The organism is Nocardiopsis coralli (assembly GCF_014892575.1).
Lineage (GTDB): Bacteria > Actinomycetota > Actinomycetes > Streptosporangiales > Streptosporangiaceae > Nocardiopsis > Nocardiopsis coralli.
In genome coordinates this window covers 100,337-117,163 of record NZ_JADBGI010000019.1, presented here as the reverse complement: position 1 = coordinate 117,163, position 16,827 = coordinate 100,337, and the positions used below count along the sequence as shown (strand labels likewise).

The window sequence follows — 16,827 nt, the reverse complement described above, 5'->3', positions numbered from 1 at the left end:
CGCTGTCGGCGCTGCTGGGCTTCGGCTTCGCCTTCAAGGACCAGAACGACACCGACACCGACGCCGACGCCGACGCCGACGGCGTCGGCGGCACGGGCACCGCAGCCGTGGGCACCGCCGCAGGCGCCAACGGCACGGCAGGCACCGCCACCGCAGGTGGCGCCAACACCACCGGGGCGACCGGGTCGCCGCCCGGCTCGGGCCCCGACCCCGGCGGCGGCACCGGTGGCGGTGCCACCACCACCGCCACCGCGGGTGGCACCAACGCCAACACCGGCCCGCCCTCTACCGTCCCCGGCTTCCCGGGCTCTGCCGGTGTGGCGGTGACCGAGGACGGCAATGTGCTCGCGCTCTCCGCGGTGCGCGCGATGGCGCCCACGGCGCAGATTCGCCGGTTGATCTTCGACGACCGCACCGGCCTGCCCCTGGACCTGGGCCGCGCCCACCGCCTGGCCCCCGGGTACCTGCGCACCGCCGCGTTCGCCGGGCACACCACCTGCGCCTGGTCCGGTGGGTGCGACGTGCCGGTCTCGCAGTGCGAGGCCGACCACATCACCGAGTTCTCCCACGGCGGCGAAACCAAGGCCACCAACCTCCAGCCCCTGTGCTCGACCCACAACCGCGCCAAGTACCGCCACTCCCGCACCGAGAACACCCCCACCAACGGGACCGGTGGTACCGGTGGCGGCGCCAAGGGCGGCTCGGGTACCGAGGCCACCGAACCCGACCCCGACAACGACAACGTCAGCACCGGCTAGACCAGCAGGGCCCCTCCGCGGGCCAGTTGCGGGCCGATCTCAACCCGGCCCCACCGCGCCCCACCGAGCCCAACCCGGCCCCACCGGGGCCAACGGAGCATCCCCAGACCCGGGTCCAGTGGTGCAGTGGTGCACGCTGGGACGGCCACTGCCGCAACCGGCCCCGTCGAGGCCCACCGCCCACCACGCACCGGGCACCAGGCACCGGGCACCGGGCACCAGGCCCCAGACACCGCTTCTGGAACATCTCCATCGAAGGCCCAACACATACCCACCCACGGCGGCGGCCCGCACTCTGTCCCCACCCGACCCGATCGCACGTGAGCCTGCTCCTGGACCGAGCGGCCCTTCCCAGCGGTTGATAGTGCTCTTTCGAGCACCTGAAAGCGTTGTCAGTGCCTAATTGAGCACTACCAACGACACAGAGCCGGATACCTGCCCCACCGGGCACACCAGCGTCACCAGCAACCAGGGGTGAACCGGAGACAGGCCCGCCCGGGCCCCACCCACACACGGGCCACCCCCGGCCTCAATGCCCCGCCGGGAGTGCGGGAGGCCGTCCGCACACGTGCCACCCCCGAGACTCAATGCTTGGCCGGGAGCGCGCGGGGCCCGGGAGGCCGTCCGCACACGTGCCACCCACTGACACTCAATGCCCTGCCGGGAGCGCGCGGGGCCCGGGAGGCCGTCCGCACACGTGCCACCCACTGACACTCAATGCCCTGCCGGGAGCGCGCGGGGCCCGGGAGGCCGTCCGCACACGTGCCACCCACTGACACTCAATGCCCTGCCGGGAGCGCGCGGGGCGTGCTTGTGCCGTTGCTTGTGCCGTTGGTCGTCGCAGTAGCGAGCCACCGCCCACACGCCTGGACCGTTGGTCGCAATGAAGTACCCCAGGGGGTGGGCCGTTGCAGTTGCCGTTCGCTTCTGCCCACGTTCCTTTGGGCTGGCGGGGGCCTCGGGGGTGAAGGGGGTTCGTCCAGGTGGGTCGGGTCAGCCCGGCGAACAGGGCCGGAACGCACACCCCGAGGCGCCCCGAACAACCACGCAGCACGCCGACGCATCCGCGCCAAGTTCAGGGATCGGGGGTGGCGCCGAAGAGGGTTGCGAGAAGGCCCGGCCGGGCTACGATCCCGGCCCCGACGAACCACCACCCCCGAGGCAACACCACAGAACACCCATCCCGCCCACCACCCACCTCCGAGGCAGCGGGGTCTGGGGCTCGCCCTGGAACGTGGGTCGAGGGCTCGCCCTGGAGTGCTCCGCACGTCCCTGCCGTTGACCCTCGCCTTCGACAACGATCCTCGACCTCGACAACGCTCCGCTCACCCCCGAGGAGCAGTCGGCCCTGCAGGAGCAGTCGGCCTCCGAGGACCAGCCGACCCCCAGGAAGCAGGGCACGAAGTCCGCCGAGCTGCGCCCTTCTCGTCCGCCTCCTTGCCGGGAACATGTGAGCGGTAGGTTCGCCCGTATGGACAGCACAGGCGAGGATCAGGACCGGTGGACCATCCATGGCGAGCGTCCTGTGTACGACAGCCCATGGGTGCGGCTGGGCAAGGCCGACGTCACTACCCCCTCCGGCAACAGGTTCGAACACCACACGGTGACCCTGCCGCCGGCCGCGGTCATGGCGATCCTGGACCGCGACGGGGAGCACGTGCTGATGAGCTACCGGCACCGGTTCGTGCCCGACGTGTGGGGGTGGGAGCTGCCGGGAGGGCTGGTCGATCAGAACGAAGATCCTGAGCGCACCGCTGTCCGGGAAGCGTTGGAGGAGACAGGGTACGAGGTCGGTTCGGTGGAGGCCGTGGCGGTGTTCGAGCCGATGATCGGGATCGTGCGCAGCCGGCACCACATCTTCGTGGGCCGGGACGCGGAGCTGATCGCGGAGCCGACCGAATTCGACGAAGGCCGCTACCAATGGGTGCCCGTCTCCGACGTGCGTGGCCTGATCGCGGCCGGCCGAGTGCAGAGCTCAGGCACCCTCGTGGCGTTGTTGCACCTGCTCGGGAACTGAGGGTCCACCCACGTGCCCTGACAACCGTGGTGAGCGAGCCGCTGTCGGGTCGGAGGACTGGGCAACGTGCAGGGGATGTGCGATCATCGCACACATGGAGGAGCTGAGCTGGGCGCAGATCGGTGAACGAGTCCGGGACAGTCGCGCATCGGCCGGGATGTCCCAACAGGAACTCGCCGCACGCGTGGGCGCGGCAGCAGGGGTGAAGCTCGACCGCACCATGATCTCCAAACTGGAGCGGGGAGACCGGCGGGTCGACGCCCTGGAACTGACGCACATCGCAAGCGAGCTCGACTTCCCCCTCACCCACTTCATCTCACCCACCCCCGAGGTCGTTTCGCGGCGCTCGGCCCTCGCGGACCAGTCCGAGGTCGACGAGAGCCGCGCAGCACGCGACACCTACCGGACCGAGGCACAGCTCTCGCAGTGGCTCAGGGACGTGCGCCAACTTCTCGACCTCGGCCTTCTCGCACCGCGTCCACTGATGCGGGCAGCTCGACCGGTGGCCGACGCTGCAGCTGCACGCGCGACCGCACAGTGGCTCCGTGGTGAGCTCGGACTGGGCGCAGCGGAAGCGATCGAGTCGGTCGCCGACGTCTGCGAGAGCGCGGGACAGTTCGTCGCCGTGGTTCCTCTCCCGGGGGACGGCGCCTCTCTGGTGGCCGGCGAGGTGGCGGTCGCCGTCGTCGGTCGCGACCGGGACCCGGGGCGACGGCGCAGCACGGCCGCGCACGAACTCGGGCACATGGTTCTGGGCGACGAGTACTCCACCGACCTGGGTGTGCACGCCTCTCGTGAGGAACGGGAGAGGCTGATCGAGGTGTTCGCCGCGGAGTTCCTGCTCCCCGGCGAAGCTCTGCACCCCGTTGGGGACGAACCCACCGAGGACCACCGGCGGCAGGCTCTGATCAGGGTGTCCGCCACCTACCGAGTCTCGTGGGGGCTCGCGGTCGCGCAGCTCAAGCGCCATGCCGACGTGGGGCCGGAAGAGATCCGCAGACTCCGTACGCGTGTGCCGACCGACGTCGACTTCCGGGACGCGCTGGGGTGGAAGCCCCAGCCGGACCTCGACCGGATCCGCGTGCCCTCGGGCTTCGCGGGGGCCGTGGTGGCAGCGGAGCGGGAAGGACGTATCACGCCTGCCCGCGCCGTGCAGATGATGCGGGACCAGGTCACGCTCGCCGACTTCGATGAGGGGTGACCGGTTGCCCCATTCACCCGACCCCCTCCTGTTCGACGCATCCCCCCTTCTGCATTCCGCCAAGGTCGACCGACTGGATGTATTGGGCGGTCTGGTCAAAGGCCACACCTGCTTCACCACACGATCCGTCCTCGACGAGATCAAGCGGAATGATCCTCTTGCCTACGCCGAGGTGGGGCGGGCGGCATGGTTGTCCGTCGTGCAGACGGACTCACTGGAATTCCTCGTGGCCTACGGGCGGTGGAGCAGCCGCATGGGACTCACCGACGACCACAACGTGGGTGAGACCATGCTCTGTGCCTATGCCGAATTGCACGGGGGCACCCTGGTCCTGGACGACAAGCAGGCCCGCAGAACGGCCGGGAGTTACGGGCTTCACGTCAAGGGGACCCTGGGCCTCATCACCGACGCGTGCCGCGGCGGGCACGTCACCGTGGTCGGCGCGTCGATGCTGGTGGACGAACTGCATGCCTCGGGGATGAGGCTCCCCTTCCCCCGGGGAGGCTTCGAGGGGTGGGCGCGCTACAAGGGGCTCCTGGAGTGACTCCCATTTTCCTCCCGGGGATGCACGATTCTCCGAACGTGCGTCAGTAGGGGCGTCGACCACGTCCTGATCGAGAGTTCCGGGGCCGGTGTCGGGGACGGCCTCAGCGGGTGCGTTCGTCGACGTAGTGCTCGACGATGTCGCAGCAGTACTGCATCTCGTCCATGAGCCGGCGGCCCTCGATCAGCAGGATGCTGTACGGCTGCGTGAGGTCGTCGAACGGGGGCGGATCCCCCTGCTCCGGGGGATCGGTGAGGGCATCGAGATGCTCCTGGGCCTTCGACACCGAGCGGCGCAGACTCTCCTCCTGTTTGCCGAACGAGTCCTCGTCCAGCTGGGACAGAGCGCGGGCGAACTCGCCCAGCGCCCCGACCAGCTCGCCGTAGCGGGCGAAGAACCCCTCGTGGGCCGGCCGCTCGTCCTTGTCCGCCCACAGGTGCAGTGCGCGGGCGAGCGACGAGACATGCGACGCGGCCCGGCCGAGCGCTTCCACCAACTGCCCGTAACCCTCGAAGCTCGCGTGGGAACGGTGCTTGCGCAGGAACCGGGCCGGGTTGATCACGAGCGACTCGCGTGCGGCACGCACGGAGACACGCGCCTGCTCGACGCTCGACTGCATGGAGTTGGCCCGGTTCCGCCACGAGGAGGTCTGCCGCTCGCCGAGCTCACCGTCCTCCAACTCCCGGGACAGGTCCCCGAGCAGGTCGCACAGCGAGTGCGAGAGCGCGCTGATCGACCACTCGACACTGCGGTGCCGCATCGGGGGGAATACGACCAGGTTGACCAGGGTGCCGACCACGCACCCCACGGCCACCAGGGCGACGATCTCGCCCAACTGCTCGAGCCGACCGGTGAACCCCGTCGCGGTCAGGAACGTGGAGAACGCGAAGAAGGCCGCGGTGGGCACCTGCGGCCCCTGTGCCCCCAGGAACCGCAGATGCCCGATGGTCAGGGTGATGAGGGCGACGACGGCGAAGGTGAGGACGTCGGGGCCGGCCGTGAACGCGAGGAAGGCCTGGACCCCGACGCCGAGCAGGACCGCCCCGATGTATCGCAGCGACTGCACCGCCGACCGGTAGACGGTGACCTGCATCATCAGCACGGCCGTGAACGGTGCGAACGCCGGCATCTGGGCACCGATCAGTTCCTGCGCGATGTACCAGGAGACCGAGGCGGCCAGCGCACCCTTGAGCACGCCGAGCACGGTGTTGAATTCGTGGCTGCCGGACCGTCGTGCGCGCACCAGCCAGGCTCGTGCGGAGGACGTGCGTTCGGACAGGACTTCCTGCGGGTTCATGGGGAGGTACTGCCCATGAACACCGCCTGTGAATTACCGGAACCTCACGGACGGGCCGCGGTGGCCTCCTCGATGGCCGCCTCCATGATGTCGAGGCCGGCGTGCAGGTCCTCCTCGGCGATCGTCAACGGCGGGGCGATCCGGAAGATCCCGCCCATGCCCGGCAGCTGCACGATGTTCACGTGCAGCCCGCGCTCCAGGCAGGCGGCGGTGACCGCGCGCCCGAGCCCGTCCGCAGGCGCCTTCCCGGTCTTGTCCTCGACCAGCTCGATCCCCTGCAGCAGCCCGCGCCCGCGCACGTCACCGACGTTCTCGAACCGCTTGCGCATCCCCTCCAGACGTTCGGTCATCACCGCTCCGAGGGTGCGTGCGCGCTCCACCAGGCCGTCGCGCTCCAGCACGTCCAGCACGGTCAGCGCGACCGTCGCCGCCTGCGGGTCCGACACGTGGGTGGTGAAGAACAGGAACCCGCGTTCGTGGCACACCGCCTCGATCTCGTCGGTGGTCATCACGGCGGCGACGGGCAGCCCGGCGCCGAGCGTCTTGGACAGCGTGAGCAGGTCGGGCGTGACCCCGTGGTGCTCGAACGCGTACATCGCACCGGTCCGCCCGAGCCCCGTCTGCGCCTCGTCGGCGATGAGCAGCATGCCCCGCGCGCGGCAGTGCTCCTGCAGCCGGGCCAGATAGCCCTCGGGCAGGTCGATGATGCCGCCCGACGACAGGATCGGCTCGATCATGCACGCGGCCAGGCTCCCGGACGACTGCTGGTCCACCATCTGGAACCCGTGGTCGAGCTCGGTCTGCCAGTCGTAGGAACCGTCCGCGTGCCGGAACGGCGACCGGTAGGAGTTGGGCGTCGGCAGCGTCAGGTTCCCGGGCATAGGCGGCCCGTACCCGCGCCGGCCCGCGGAGAAGGTCGCGGCCGCCGCACCCGAGGTCATGCCGTGCCACGAACGGTCGAAGGAGACGACCTCGTACTTGCCCGTGTACAGCTTGGCCATCTTGATCGCGGCCTCGTTGGACTCCGCGCCGGTGCTCAGCAGCAGCATCCGGCTCAGGGGATCCGGGAGGCTGTCGGACAGCCGCCGCGCCAGCTCCACGACGGGTGTGCTGAGCATCCCGGAGTAGAGGTGGTCGAGCGTGGACACCGACTCGGTCACCGCGCGCACGACGTCGGGGTGGGAGTGGCCGAGCAGCGAGCTCATCTGCCCGGACGTGAAGTCGAGGATCGCGCGCCCCTCGGAGTCGTGCACGCGCGCACCCGCGGCGCTCTCGATGCGGCGCGGGCTGAAGGGGTTGCCGTACCGCACCAGGTGTGCGTCGGCCTCGGTCCAGAACGTGCGGTCGTCCATCGTGGCTCCTGTCCGGGGTGGCTGGGACGGCTGCCCCCACAATAGACCTAATGGTTTAGGACAATAACCGCGGGATCAGTGCCCACACCGGTGGGTGCATCCGAGGGCGGTACCATGCCAGTCGTCCGACCGGGGGTGATGCAGATGCCAGGCCGCATACACGTGAGCCACCACTCCGACGTGCCCGTCTATCGGCAGATCGTCGCCCACCTGTCCTTCATGATCGAGGCCGGCGACCTCGCGCCCGGTGAGACCCTGCCCAGCGCGCGCCTGCTCGCCGACAACCTCCGCATCAACCGCAACACCGTCGCCCGCGCCTACGCCGAGCTCGCCTCCCTCGGGCTCGTCGAGAGCCGGGGACGCAGCGGCACCAAGGTGCTGGACCCCGGCCCGGAACGGCGGCGCGCCCCCGAACACACCGAGGCCCGCCGCGTGCTCTCCGACGCCGTCGACCGGTGCCTCGCGCTCGGCGTCTCCCCGGACGCCGTCCGCTCCCTGACCGCCGACCTCCTGGCACGCGCCGAACCCGTCGGCATCGACGTCGCCTTCGTCGAGTGCAACGCCGACCGTGCCGACGCTTTCGCCCGCGACCTGCAGGAACACCTCGGGACCCCGGTCCGCCCGCTCGTGCTCGGCGACCTCGACCCGGAGCAGCACCCGGCCGACCTCGTGCTCACCACGTTCTTCCACCTCGCCGAGGTCCGCGCCCTGTGGAGGGGCACCGGCAGCGAGGTGATCGCCCTCGTCGTCGCGCCGCACGTGCGGACCCTCGTGCAGATCGCGTCCGTGCCCAAGGACCGCACCGTGGGGATCCTCTACTCGACCGAGGACCAGGCAGCGAGCATCCGGGACTCGCTCGCGCAGTCCGGCATCGACAACGTCGCGGTGCTGAGCTCCCCCGACGACCCGGCCCTGGCCTCCACCGACCTCGTCGTGGTGCCCAGCGAGACACCCGAACTCCGGGCCGGTGTCGAGGGCAGGGCCGAGATCATCGAGTTCGGCAACGTCCTGGACGCCGCCTCCCTGCGCACCGTCACGCAGGTGGTTGCTGACCTGCGGTCAGAGCCGGCCCCGACCGCCGGGTCCGCCACCACACCACGGCCGTGATCGCCAGCATCAGCACGCACGGCAGCAGCATCGCCGGGGAGCCCGCGCCCACCGAGCGGTCCATGCCCTCGGCCAGGTCGGTGCGGGTGACGACCACGAGCAGGAACGCGATCGTGTTGTTGACCGCGTGCACGACGACCGCGATCTCGAGCCCGCCGGTCCGCCACGTGATGATCGCCAGGGTCGCGCCGAGCACGAAGTAGTACAGGTTGAGCCACGGGTCGGCGGCCAGGTGGACCAGCATGAACACCAGGCTCGAGACGACCACGCCGAGCGTGAGCGCCGCGCCCGGTCCGCGCCCCCAGCTCGCCGCGATCCGGAACGCCAGGCCGCGGAACCCGTACTCCTCGCCCGCCGACTGGAGCGGGGTGAACACGACGATGACCATGAACATCAGGAACAGGTCGAACGTGGTCCACGGAACCGTGTCGTACGGCATGAGCTGCGTGAACACGCCCATGTAGACCGCCCACACCGGCAGCAGGATCACCAGCGACCGGCCCATCAGGTCGAACCGGAAGAGCGACCGCACCGAGTGCAGGGACGCGCCCTCGACCTTGTAGAGCCAGCGCTGGATCAGCATGCTCCACGGGATGAGCAGCGCGAGGGAGAACAGCCCCGCGCCCAGTTGGACGGGGGTGAGCGCCGCTTCCTGCGGGGTCGCGTCCGGGTCGTCGAGGCCGAACGCCATCTCGATCACGGACGCCACGGCCCCGAGGGCAAGGGCGAAGACGAGCATGCCACCGAGCAGGAGCACGAGGGCGGCGATGCCCCGCCCCACCCGGCGCTTGTCGGAGGCCAGGACCCGGTGGTACTCGACGCCCGGCGGGGGCGGCTGCGGTCCGCGGGGCCGGGGCGGTGCCGGAGGCGGTGTCTGCGGCGGAAGGGGCGGCGGGTGTCCGGGGTCCCCCGGTGTTCCGGCGTATCCCTGGTGGGGCGGCGGGTGCTCAGGGCCTCGCGGGGGAGGGTTCTCGCTGTTCATGCCCCGAACCTACGGTCCCGCGCCCCGACCGCGGCAGTGCCGCGCATCACCGCTTTTCCCTGCACCGCGCACGGACGGGGCGATGACATCTGTCATCCGCGGTCTACGGCGGGCCGTCCTTCGAGTGGACCCCGCCGGGGTGAGGGACCAGGTGGCGGCGTTCGGAGCTGTACCGCCCGGTGCCGGCCACCACGATGTCGACAATCTCCACCACGTGGACGAAGAACATCTGGAGGGCGGCGATCTCCTCGGAGACGTCCGGGAACAGCTCGCGCAGATCACCGAAGGACCGCAGGTGATCGGCCACGTTCTCCGGTGTCACGTGGAGGACGAACGGCGGATCGTGCTCCTGGCCCTTGAACCGGTGCATCAGGATCCCGGCCCGGTCGGGGGAGTACTCCGCTGAGTCCCCGTTGCTGTTGAGCCTGCTCAGGAGCTCGTCGAAGAGCTGCTGGTCGTCCATGGTCGCCTCCCCGCGGTGGTCCATACCCGTCTTCGGCGCCCCCGGAATCCCCGGTCCGGGGGCGCGTCCTCCGGGCCCCGGAGCCTACTGGCGGGTGACGGCCGAAGCACCACCGCGCAGAACGAACTTCTGGATCTTGCCCGTCGCGGTCTTGGGCAGCTGCTCCACGAACTCCACCTGCGTCGGGGCCTTGAAGTGCGCGAGGTTGTCGCGCGCGAAGGCGATGATCTCCTCCTCCGTCGCGGACTCCCCCTCGTGCAGCACCACGCTCGCGCGCGGCGTCTCACCCCACCGCTCGTGCGGCACTCCGACCACGGCGGCCTCCAGCACGGCCGGGTGGCGCAGGAGCACACCCTCGACCTCCACGGACGAGATGTTCTCCCCGCCCGAGATGATCACGTCCTTGATCCGGTCCTGGATCTCCGCGTACCCGTCCGGGTGCACGACGGCGGCGTCACCGGTGCGGAACCACCCGTTGCCCATCGCCTTCTCCGTCGCCTCCGGGTCGTTGTAGTACCCGGCCATGACGACGTTGCCGCGCACGGTGATCTGGCCGACGGTCTCGCCGTCCCACGGCACCTCCGCGCCGTCGTCGCCGACCACGAGCAGCTCCCCGGAGGTGATGAGCTCGACCCCCTGGCGGGCCTTGAGGGTGCCCCGCTCCTTGGCGTCCAGCCCCCGGTGCTCGGGCCGCGGTTCGCACACGGTGATGAACGGCGCCGTCTCGGTCAGCCCGTACACGTGGGTGACGGTCCAGCCGAAGCCGTCCTCCAGGCGTTCGATGGTGTCGGCGGCTGGGGAGGCCCCGGCGGTCACCACCTGCACGCCCGGGGGCACCTCGCCGCGCTGCTCCTCGGAGGCGTTGGAGAGCATGATGAGCACGGTCGGCGCCGCGCACAGCCAGCCCACCTCCTCCTCCCGGATCAGCTCGAACGCCTTGGCCGGGTCCATCGCCGGCAGGCACACGTGCGTGGCGCCCACGGCGGTGACGGTCCAGGTGTAGGTCCACCCGTTGGCGTGGAACATCGGGAGCGTCCACAGGTACCGGTCGCCCACGTCCATGCGCAGGTGCAGCAGCGTGCCCACGGAGTTCATGTACGCAGCGCGGTGGGTGATCATCACACCCTTGGGGCGGGCGGTGGTCCCCGACGTGTAGTTGATGGTGAGCAGGTCGGTCTCGGAGATCTCCGGCGCCGTGTAGTCCGGGGAGGCCTCCGCGACGAGCGCCTCGTAGTCCTCCCACCCCGGCTTGGCGCCCTCCAGCGCCACGAACCGCTCCACGTCCGGCATCCGGTCACGCACGCTGTCGACGGTGTCGAGCTGGTCGGCGTGCGCGCACAGCACCTTCGCGCCCGAGTGGTTGACGATGTAGACGAAGTCGTCCGCGGTGAGCCGGAAGTTCACCGGGACCAGCACCGCCCCCAGCTGCGGGACGGCGTAGAACGACTCCAGCTGCGCGTGGGTGTTCGGGGCGATGTAGGCGACCCGGTCCCCCTTGGCCACACCCATGCCCTGCAGCACGGAGGACCATCGGTCGCAGCGGTCGAAGAACTCCTCGTAGGTCAGCCGTAGGCCGCGGTCGACGACGGCTTCCCGCCGGGGGTGCAGTCGCCGGGTGCGGCGGGCGAACTCCAGGGGCGTCAGTGCCAGCTCCATGGTGCCTTCTCTCTACATCCGCGCTGGTGGCAGGTCGAACAGGCGGGCGCCGTTGTCGTGCAGCACCGCACGCAGCCAGTCCCGCCCCAGGCCGAGGCGGGTGAGTGCGCGCAGTTGGTGCAGGTAGGGGTAGGGGATGTTGGGGTAGTCGGTGCCCAGCAGGACACGGTCGCCGAGCGCGCGCAGCCGGGGGAGCTCGTCCTCGGGGAACGGCGCGGCGCGTTCGGTGAAGTCGGTGAAGACCATCGTGGTGTCGAGGTGCACCCGCTCGTACCGTTCGGCGAGGTCCAGGAACGCGCCGTACTCGGGCGACCCGGCGTGTGCGACGACGGCGGTCAGCCGCGGGTGGCGGCGCAGTACCTCGGCGAAGGGGCCCGGTCCGGTGAAGGGGCCGGCGAGGGGGCCGGAACCGCAGTGCACGACGACCGGGACCCCGGACTCGGCGAGCACACCCCACACCCGGTCCAGGTGCGGGTCGCGGGGGTCGTAGGCGCCGACCTGGAGGTGCGCCTTGAAGACACGCGCGCCGTCGGCGACGGCCTGCTCGGTGTAGTCGCCTGCGCCGGGTTCGGGGTAGAAGGTGGCGCCGCGCAGGCATTCGGGGGTGCGGGCGGCGAAGTCGGCGGCCCACCCGTTGAGCCAGCGGGCCATGCCGGGGCGGTGGGGATAGAAGAGCGAGGTGAAGCGGCGGACCCCGAAGGAGCGCAGGCGTTCGACGCGGGTGTCCTCGTCGTCGCGGTAGGTGATGGGCCAGACGCCGTCGCCGAGGGCGTCGAAGTAGGCCCACACCTTGCGCAGCACGTTGTCCGGCATGAAGTGGGTGTGCACGTCCACGAGCCCGGGCAGCCCGAGGTCCTCCCACACCCCGCGCACGGCGGCGCGTTCTTCGGTGTCGGCGATGACCGTTGAGTGTGTCACGGGCCACACCCTAAAGGCTGCCCCGCCGGTGCGCTACGAGCGGGTAGGGCACTGTGCGGGGTCAGATGGCCAGCAGCAGGACACCCGCGACGACGATCGCGGAGGCGGTCACCCGGACCGCCCCGAAACGCTCCTTGAAGAAGAGCGCGCCGAGGATCGCCGCGAAGATGATGCTGGTCTCGCGCAGGGCCGCGATGCCGGCGACGGCCCCGGAGAGCTGCGCCCACAGCACGAGCCCGTAGGCGGCGGCGCTGATCGCCCCGCCCAGGAGCCCGATGCGCCAGATGGGCCGCATCTGCCCCCACAGATTCCCGCGCCGCCGGGCCAGCGCGACGAGGAAGAAGACCGGTCCCTGCAGCATCATCACCCAGGTGATGTAACCGACCGGGTCCTGGGTCAGGCGCACCCCGTAGGCGTCGATGACCGTGTAGGACGCGATCCCGAGCCCGGTGGCGAAAGCGGCCAGCAGCCCGGGCAGGTGCTGCCTCTTCGGTACGCCCCCGGCCAGGACCAGCGTCATGAGGCCGACCGAGACCACGATGACGCCGGCGAGCTCGTTCGGGGGCAGGCGTTCGCCCAGGAACACCACCCCGATGAGCGCGACGACCCAGGGCGCGGTGCCGCGGGCCAGCGGATAGACCTGCCCGAACTCCCCGGTCCGGTAGGAGAGCATGAGCAGGCCCAGGTACACCAGGTGGGCGGCGACCGACGCGGCCAGTACAGGCCAGGCCTCGCGGGGCGGAAGGCCCACGAACAGCAGCAGGGGAGCGGTGCCCACCATGCCGCCGAGCCCGATGAGGGCGAAGCCGAGCAGGCGGTCGCTGATGGCGTGGGCGACGGCGTTCCAGGCGGCGTGCAGGAGGGCGGCCACGAGCACGGCGGCCACGACGGGTGCGGTCATGGGGCCAATCCGGGAGAGCGGGGGACGATCGGGTGACCAGGCCACCCTAGAGACCCGTGGCCCGACCCGCCCGACCTGCCCCCGCCGGACTCAGTTCCCCCGGCTGCGGGTGTTCGCCGGGGTCACACGGTCGTTGCGCAGGTGTTCGTAGACGATCGAGGCCCGCACGTCGGCGACCTCGGGGCGTTCGGTGAGGCGGTCGACCATGAACGCGTACAGGGCGTTGTTGTCCGGCAGGGCCACGTGCACGAGGAAGTCCTCCTGCCCCGAGGTGACGAAGAGCGCCAGGGTCTCGGGCAGCGACGACACCCAGTCCCGGAAGTCCTCGATGCGGCTCCGCGAGGGGCGGTCGAGACGCACGGTGATGAGCGCCTGCACCGGGCGGCCGATGCGCTCGAGGTCCACGTCCAGGATCGAGCCGCGGATCACACCCTTCTCCCGCAGCGCGCGCGTGCGATCGAGTGTCGTCGTGGGCGAGGCGCCGACCGCGGCGGCCACGTCCCGGTTGGTCTTCCGTGCGTCCGACTGGAGTTCGGCCAGAATCGCCGTATCAAGTTCGTCGAGATCAGGCATGTGCGCATTCTACCCGTACGAAATACGGATGTTTGTGTATACACCCGGAGTGCGTCTAGCATTTACGTGAAAAGGTCGTATTTGGCTCGCCAGGAAGAGACCCTTCCGAGGCAGGCAACGGTGCCGCCGGTCGACCCCGACGTGATGCAACGGAGCATCGACAAACCCAGGGATGTCCGTCGTCGCCATGAGACCTTCCTCCGCTGCGGCCGCCGACCGACCGTCGGCACGGGCCGCCACCGCGAACACCCCGCCGACCACCGCCGCACCGGGAACCCTCCGGGGACGTGTACTCGTCCTCGCCGCCATCGCCTGCGCGGCGCTGAACCTGCGCCTGGTGGTGACGTCGCTGTCGCCGCTGCTGACCACCGTCGGCCGCGAGCTCGGCTTCGGCGCCACCGTCATCGGCGTGTTCGGAACCCTGCCGCTGGTGGCCTTCGCCGTGTTCGGCCTGGTCACTCCGGCCATCATGCGCCGCCTGGGACCCGAGGCCACCGCCGTGCTCAGCATGTCCGTGACCGCCGTGGGCCAGGCGCTGCGTGCCTTCGCACCCGACACCGGGACCCTCCTGGTGCTCACCGGGGTCGCACTGGCCGGCGCCGCCCTCGGCAACGTGGTCCTGCCGCCGCTCATCAAGCAGTACTTCCCCGACCGCCTGGCCGCCCTCAGCACCGTCCAGCTCGTGGCCATCCACATCGGTGCGCTCTTCCCGCCGCTGGTGGCCGTCCCCCTGGCCGAGGCCGTCGGGTGGCGGTTCGCGCTCGGTGTCTGGGCCGTCATCGCGATGGTCGCCGCCGTGCTGTGGACCGCCCAGCGGCGCGGGCCGACCGCGGTCGAACAGCGCTCCGGTGCACGGAAGGTGCCCCCGGCGCCCGCCCTGGCCCGCCCGGTGTGGCGCGTCGGCATGGCCTGGCGCACCGCCCTGCTCTTCGGCATGGTCAGCTGGAACGTCTTCACGCTCTTCACCTGGCTGCCCCGCCTGCTCACGGACGCGGGCCGCACCGAGGCGCACGCCGGCGCGATGGTCTCCCTCATGGTCGGCACGGCACTGCTGTTCGGCCTCGTGGCGCCCACCCTCGTGGTGCGCTCGGCCAACACCTTCCCGATCGTGGCCGTGGGCCTGTTCGGGTTCGCCGCCGGTTACGCGGGCATCGCCCTCGGCCCGGCGTCGCTCACCCCGCTGTGGACGGTCCTGCTCGGCACCGGGTGCGGGCTCTTCGTGGTCACCATGACCATGATCAACACCCGCAGCACCACACCCGGCGGGGCGGCGGCGCTCTCCGGGTTCGTCCAGGGTGCCGGCAGCGCCATGGCCCTGGGCGGTCCGCTCCTGTTCGGCCTGCTCGGAGAGGTCACCGGGACGTGGACGCCGTCCTACGTGCTCGTGGCCGGCGGGTCCCTCGCGGCCGCCGTGGCCGTGGCCTGGGTCGAGCGCACCCCGTGGACGGTGGAGGCCGCCGCGGAGGGGCACGCCCGTCCCCGTTCCTGACGGGGTCCCGGGAAGGACACCGAGGACGTGACGGCGGCAAGGTTCGCTCAGAAGCCCATTGAGCGCATAATGGTCACACAGGCCTTGCCCCTCAGCCATGGTTTCCAGGACCCCTTCCTCCTGGAGCCCCTCCCGGGCCCGTTCCCGCTCAGTGCCCGGTGATCCCTCCTCGTGAGTCGGCGGCCGAGGCGCCGGGGCCTCTCACGGCCGTGTCTCGGCACGCAGGCAGCGGGGGGATTCAGGGATGACCACGGACGGACGGCGACCCCATTTCCACTGGACGGGCCTCGGCCGCCGCCACCCGGCCGCCCCGGACACCGAGCCACCGCTGCTCCGCAACCGCGACTTCCAGGCGCTGTGGGTGAGCCGCTTCTTCGCCGGCCTGGGCAAGGAGAGCGGGGAGGTCGCCTACCCGCTCCTGGTGCTGCTCCTTGTCGGCTCGGCCACCCACGCCGGTGCCATCGGCGCCGCCCAGATCACAGCGGCGATGGTCGCGGCCGTGGCCGGGGGGTCGGTCGCCGACCGCTGCGACCGCCGGTACGTCCTGCTCGTCTGCGACTTCGGCCGTCTCGCGCTGCTGGCCGCGTTCGCGTGCCTGGTCGTCTCCGACACCGCGACCGTGCCCGTCGTGGCGGTCGTCGCGGTGTTCTCGTCCCTGCTCATGGGCGTGGCCAACCCGGTCGCGATGGCCGCGGTCAAGCAGCTCGTCCCGCCCTCCCAGGTGGCCGAGGCGGCCGCGCAGAACCAGATCCGCTTCTTCTCCACCACCGCTCTCGGGCCGCCGGTCGCCGGCGGCCTCTTCGGCCTCGGGCGGGCCTTCCCTTTTGTCGCCGAGGCGCTCAGTTACCTCGTCTCGGCCGTGCTCGTGCTGTGCATCCGCCGCCCCATGCAGGCCCGCACGTCCGGGGGACCGAGCCCCTGGGACGCGTCCTCGGTCGTGGGCGGGTTCGGGGTGATCGCCCGCAACCGGCTCCTGCGACCGCTCATGGCGTGGATCGTCGGCTTCAACCTGGCGTTCACCAGCACGGGGGCGATCCTGGCGATCATCGCGACCGCGGAGAGCAAGGGCGCGGACGACTTCACCATCGGCCTCACGGTGTCCCTGGCCGGTTCCGGAGGGCTCGTGGGCGCTCTCGCCGCCGGGGCCGTGGTGCGGTTCCTGCAGCCCTCGACGGTCTTCCGGCTCGCCGCCTGGGGCGCCCCCGTGTGCGCGGTCGCCCTGGCCCTCACCCCCGGGGTGCTGAGCCTCGGGCTGTTGGTGGGGGCGGTCTTCGCGATCGTGCCCGCGGTCAACGCCGTCTTCTACGGGTACGTCGCCACCTCGGTCCCCGACGGGATGCAGGGGCGTGTCCTGGGCGCGGTGTCGTTCCTGTGCCTGGTGTCCCAGCCGGTGGGGATCCTCGGCGTCGGCGTCGTCTTCGACATGGCCGGCCCGACCGTGGTGTTCCTGTCGATGGCCGGGGTGTCGGGGCTGGCCGCGCTGATCAGCCTCACACCGAGCATGCGGAACCTGCCCCGACCCGAGGACGTCACCCCCGCCTGAGCGACGGGGGTGACGTTCTGTCCGGT

General features: G+C 70.9%; 15 protein-coding genes. 7 read left to right on the top strand and 8 right to left on the bottom strand.

Annotation, left to right across the window (positions count from 1 at the left end):
• The 4 genes from IDM40_RS28300 to IDM40_RS28295 form a co-directional block, all read left to right on the top strand.
• The coding region (locus IDM40_RS28300) for an HNH endonuclease signature motif containing protein (RefSeq protein ID WP_235997770.1) at positions 1 to 758 on the top strand (758 nt) is incomplete at its 5' end.
• A gap of 1,471 nt (positions 759 to 2,229) precedes the next feature.
• Positions 2,230 to 2,775, top strand: a complete 546-nt coding sequence (locus IDM40_RS20300) for an NUDIX hydrolase (RefSeq protein WP_193123613.1) — start codon at positions 2,230 to 2,232, stop codon at positions 2,773 to 2,775.
• A 94-nt stretch (positions 2,776 to 2,869) separates the two neighbouring features.
• Positions 2,870 to 3,976, top strand: coding sequence for a helix-turn-helix domain-containing protein (locus IDM40_RS20295; protein WP_216631054.1), 1,107 nt, complete (start codon positions 2,870 to 2,872; stop codon positions 3,974 to 3,976).
• A 199-nt stretch (positions 3,977 to 4,175) separates the two neighbouring features.
• Entirely contained in the window at positions 4,176 to 4,520 is a 345-nt protein-coding gene (locus IDM40_RS28295; protein WP_235997769.1) for a hypothetical protein, read from the top strand.
• 103 nt (positions 4,521 to 4,623) lie between these two features.
• On the opposite strand, the gene IDM40_RS20285 is transcribed toward IDM40_RS28295, so the two are convergent.
• Together IDM40_RS20285 and IDM40_RS20280 are read right to left on the bottom strand one after the other, a co-directional pair.
• A complete protein-coding gene (locus tag IDM40_RS20285) occupies positions 4,624 to 5,817 on the bottom strand; it encodes an FUSC family protein (protein WP_193123611.1) in 1,194 nt (397 codons plus the stop codon).
• Positions 5,818 to 5,861: 44 nt separating this feature from the next.
• The gene (locus IDM40_RS20280) at positions 5,862 to 7,169 is read right to left on the bottom strand and encodes an aspartate aminotransferase family protein (protein WP_193123610.1); all 1,308 of its coding nucleotides are present in this window, start codon (positions 7,167 to 7,169) and stop codon (positions 5,862 to 5,864) included.
• A gap of 144 nt (positions 7,170 to 7,313) precedes the next feature.
• Here IDM40_RS20280 and IDM40_RS20275 point away from each other — a divergent pair, with 144 nt between their 5' ends.
• Positions 7,314 to 8,276 carry a GntR family transcriptional regulator gene (locus IDM40_RS20275; protein WP_193123609.1) on the top strand — a complete coding sequence of 321 codons (963 nt, stop codon included), beginning with the start codon at positions 7,314 to 7,316 and terminating at the stop codon, positions 8,274 to 8,276.
• Here the strand turns inward: IDM40_RS20275 and IDM40_RS20270 are convergent.
• The 6 genes from IDM40_RS20270 to IDM40_RS20245 form a co-directional block, all read right to left on the bottom strand.
• Entirely contained in the window at positions 8,203 to 9,258 is a 1,056-nt protein-coding gene (locus IDM40_RS20270; protein WP_193123608.1) for a CPBP family intramembrane glutamic endopeptidase, read from the bottom strand. The genes IDM40_RS20275 and IDM40_RS20270 overlap by 74 nt on opposite strands.
• Positions 9,259 to 9,361: 103 nt before the next feature.
• Positions 9,362 to 9,721, bottom strand: a complete 360-nt coding sequence (locus tag IDM40_RS20265; protein ID WP_193123607.1) for a hypothetical protein — start codon at positions 9,719 to 9,721, stop codon at positions 9,362 to 9,364.
• Positions 9,722 to 9,805: 84 nt separating this feature from the next.
• Positions 9,806 to 11,377: a long-chain-fatty-acid--CoA ligase gene (locus tag IDM40_RS20260; RefSeq protein WP_193123606.1), complete on the bottom strand. Its 1,572-nt coding sequence runs from the start codon at positions 11,375 to 11,377 to the stop codon at positions 9,806 to 9,808.
• A 12-nt stretch (positions 11,378 to 11,389) separates the two neighbouring features.
• The gene (locus IDM40_RS20255) at positions 11,390 to 12,295 is read right to left on the bottom strand and encodes an amidohydrolase family protein (protein ID WP_193123605.1); all 906 of its coding nucleotides are present in this window, start codon (positions 12,293 to 12,295) and stop codon (positions 11,390 to 11,392) included.
• Positions 12,296 to 12,356: 61 nt separating this feature from the next.
• A complete protein-coding gene (locus tag IDM40_RS20250) occupies positions 12,357 to 13,196 on the bottom strand; it encodes a DMT family transporter (protein WP_193123604.1) in 840 nt (279 codons plus the stop codon).
• Between the two features lie 90 nt (positions 13,197 to 13,286).
• Positions 13,287 to 13,769: an Lrp/AsnC family transcriptional regulator gene (locus tag IDM40_RS20245; RefSeq protein ID WP_193123603.1), complete on the bottom strand. Its 483-nt coding sequence runs from the start codon at positions 13,767 to 13,769 to the stop codon at positions 13,287 to 13,289.
• A 172-nt stretch (positions 13,770 to 13,941) separates the two neighbouring features.
• Between IDM40_RS20245 and IDM40_RS20240 the strand changes: the two genes are divergently transcribed.
• On the top strand, positions 13,942 to 15,258 hold the full coding sequence (locus tag IDM40_RS20240) for an MFS transporter (RefSeq protein WP_193123602.1): 1,317 nt from the start codon (positions 13,942 to 13,944) through the stop codon (positions 15,256 to 15,258).
• Positions 15,259 to 15,502: 244 nt separating this feature from the next.
• Positions 15,503 to 16,801 (top strand): MFS transporter, encoded by a 1,299-nt coding sequence (locus IDM40_RS20235; protein ID WP_193123601.1) that lies wholly within the window; start codon positions 15,503 to 15,505, stop codon positions 16,799 to 16,801.
• Positions 16,802 to 16,827 lie beyond the last annotated feature (26 nt).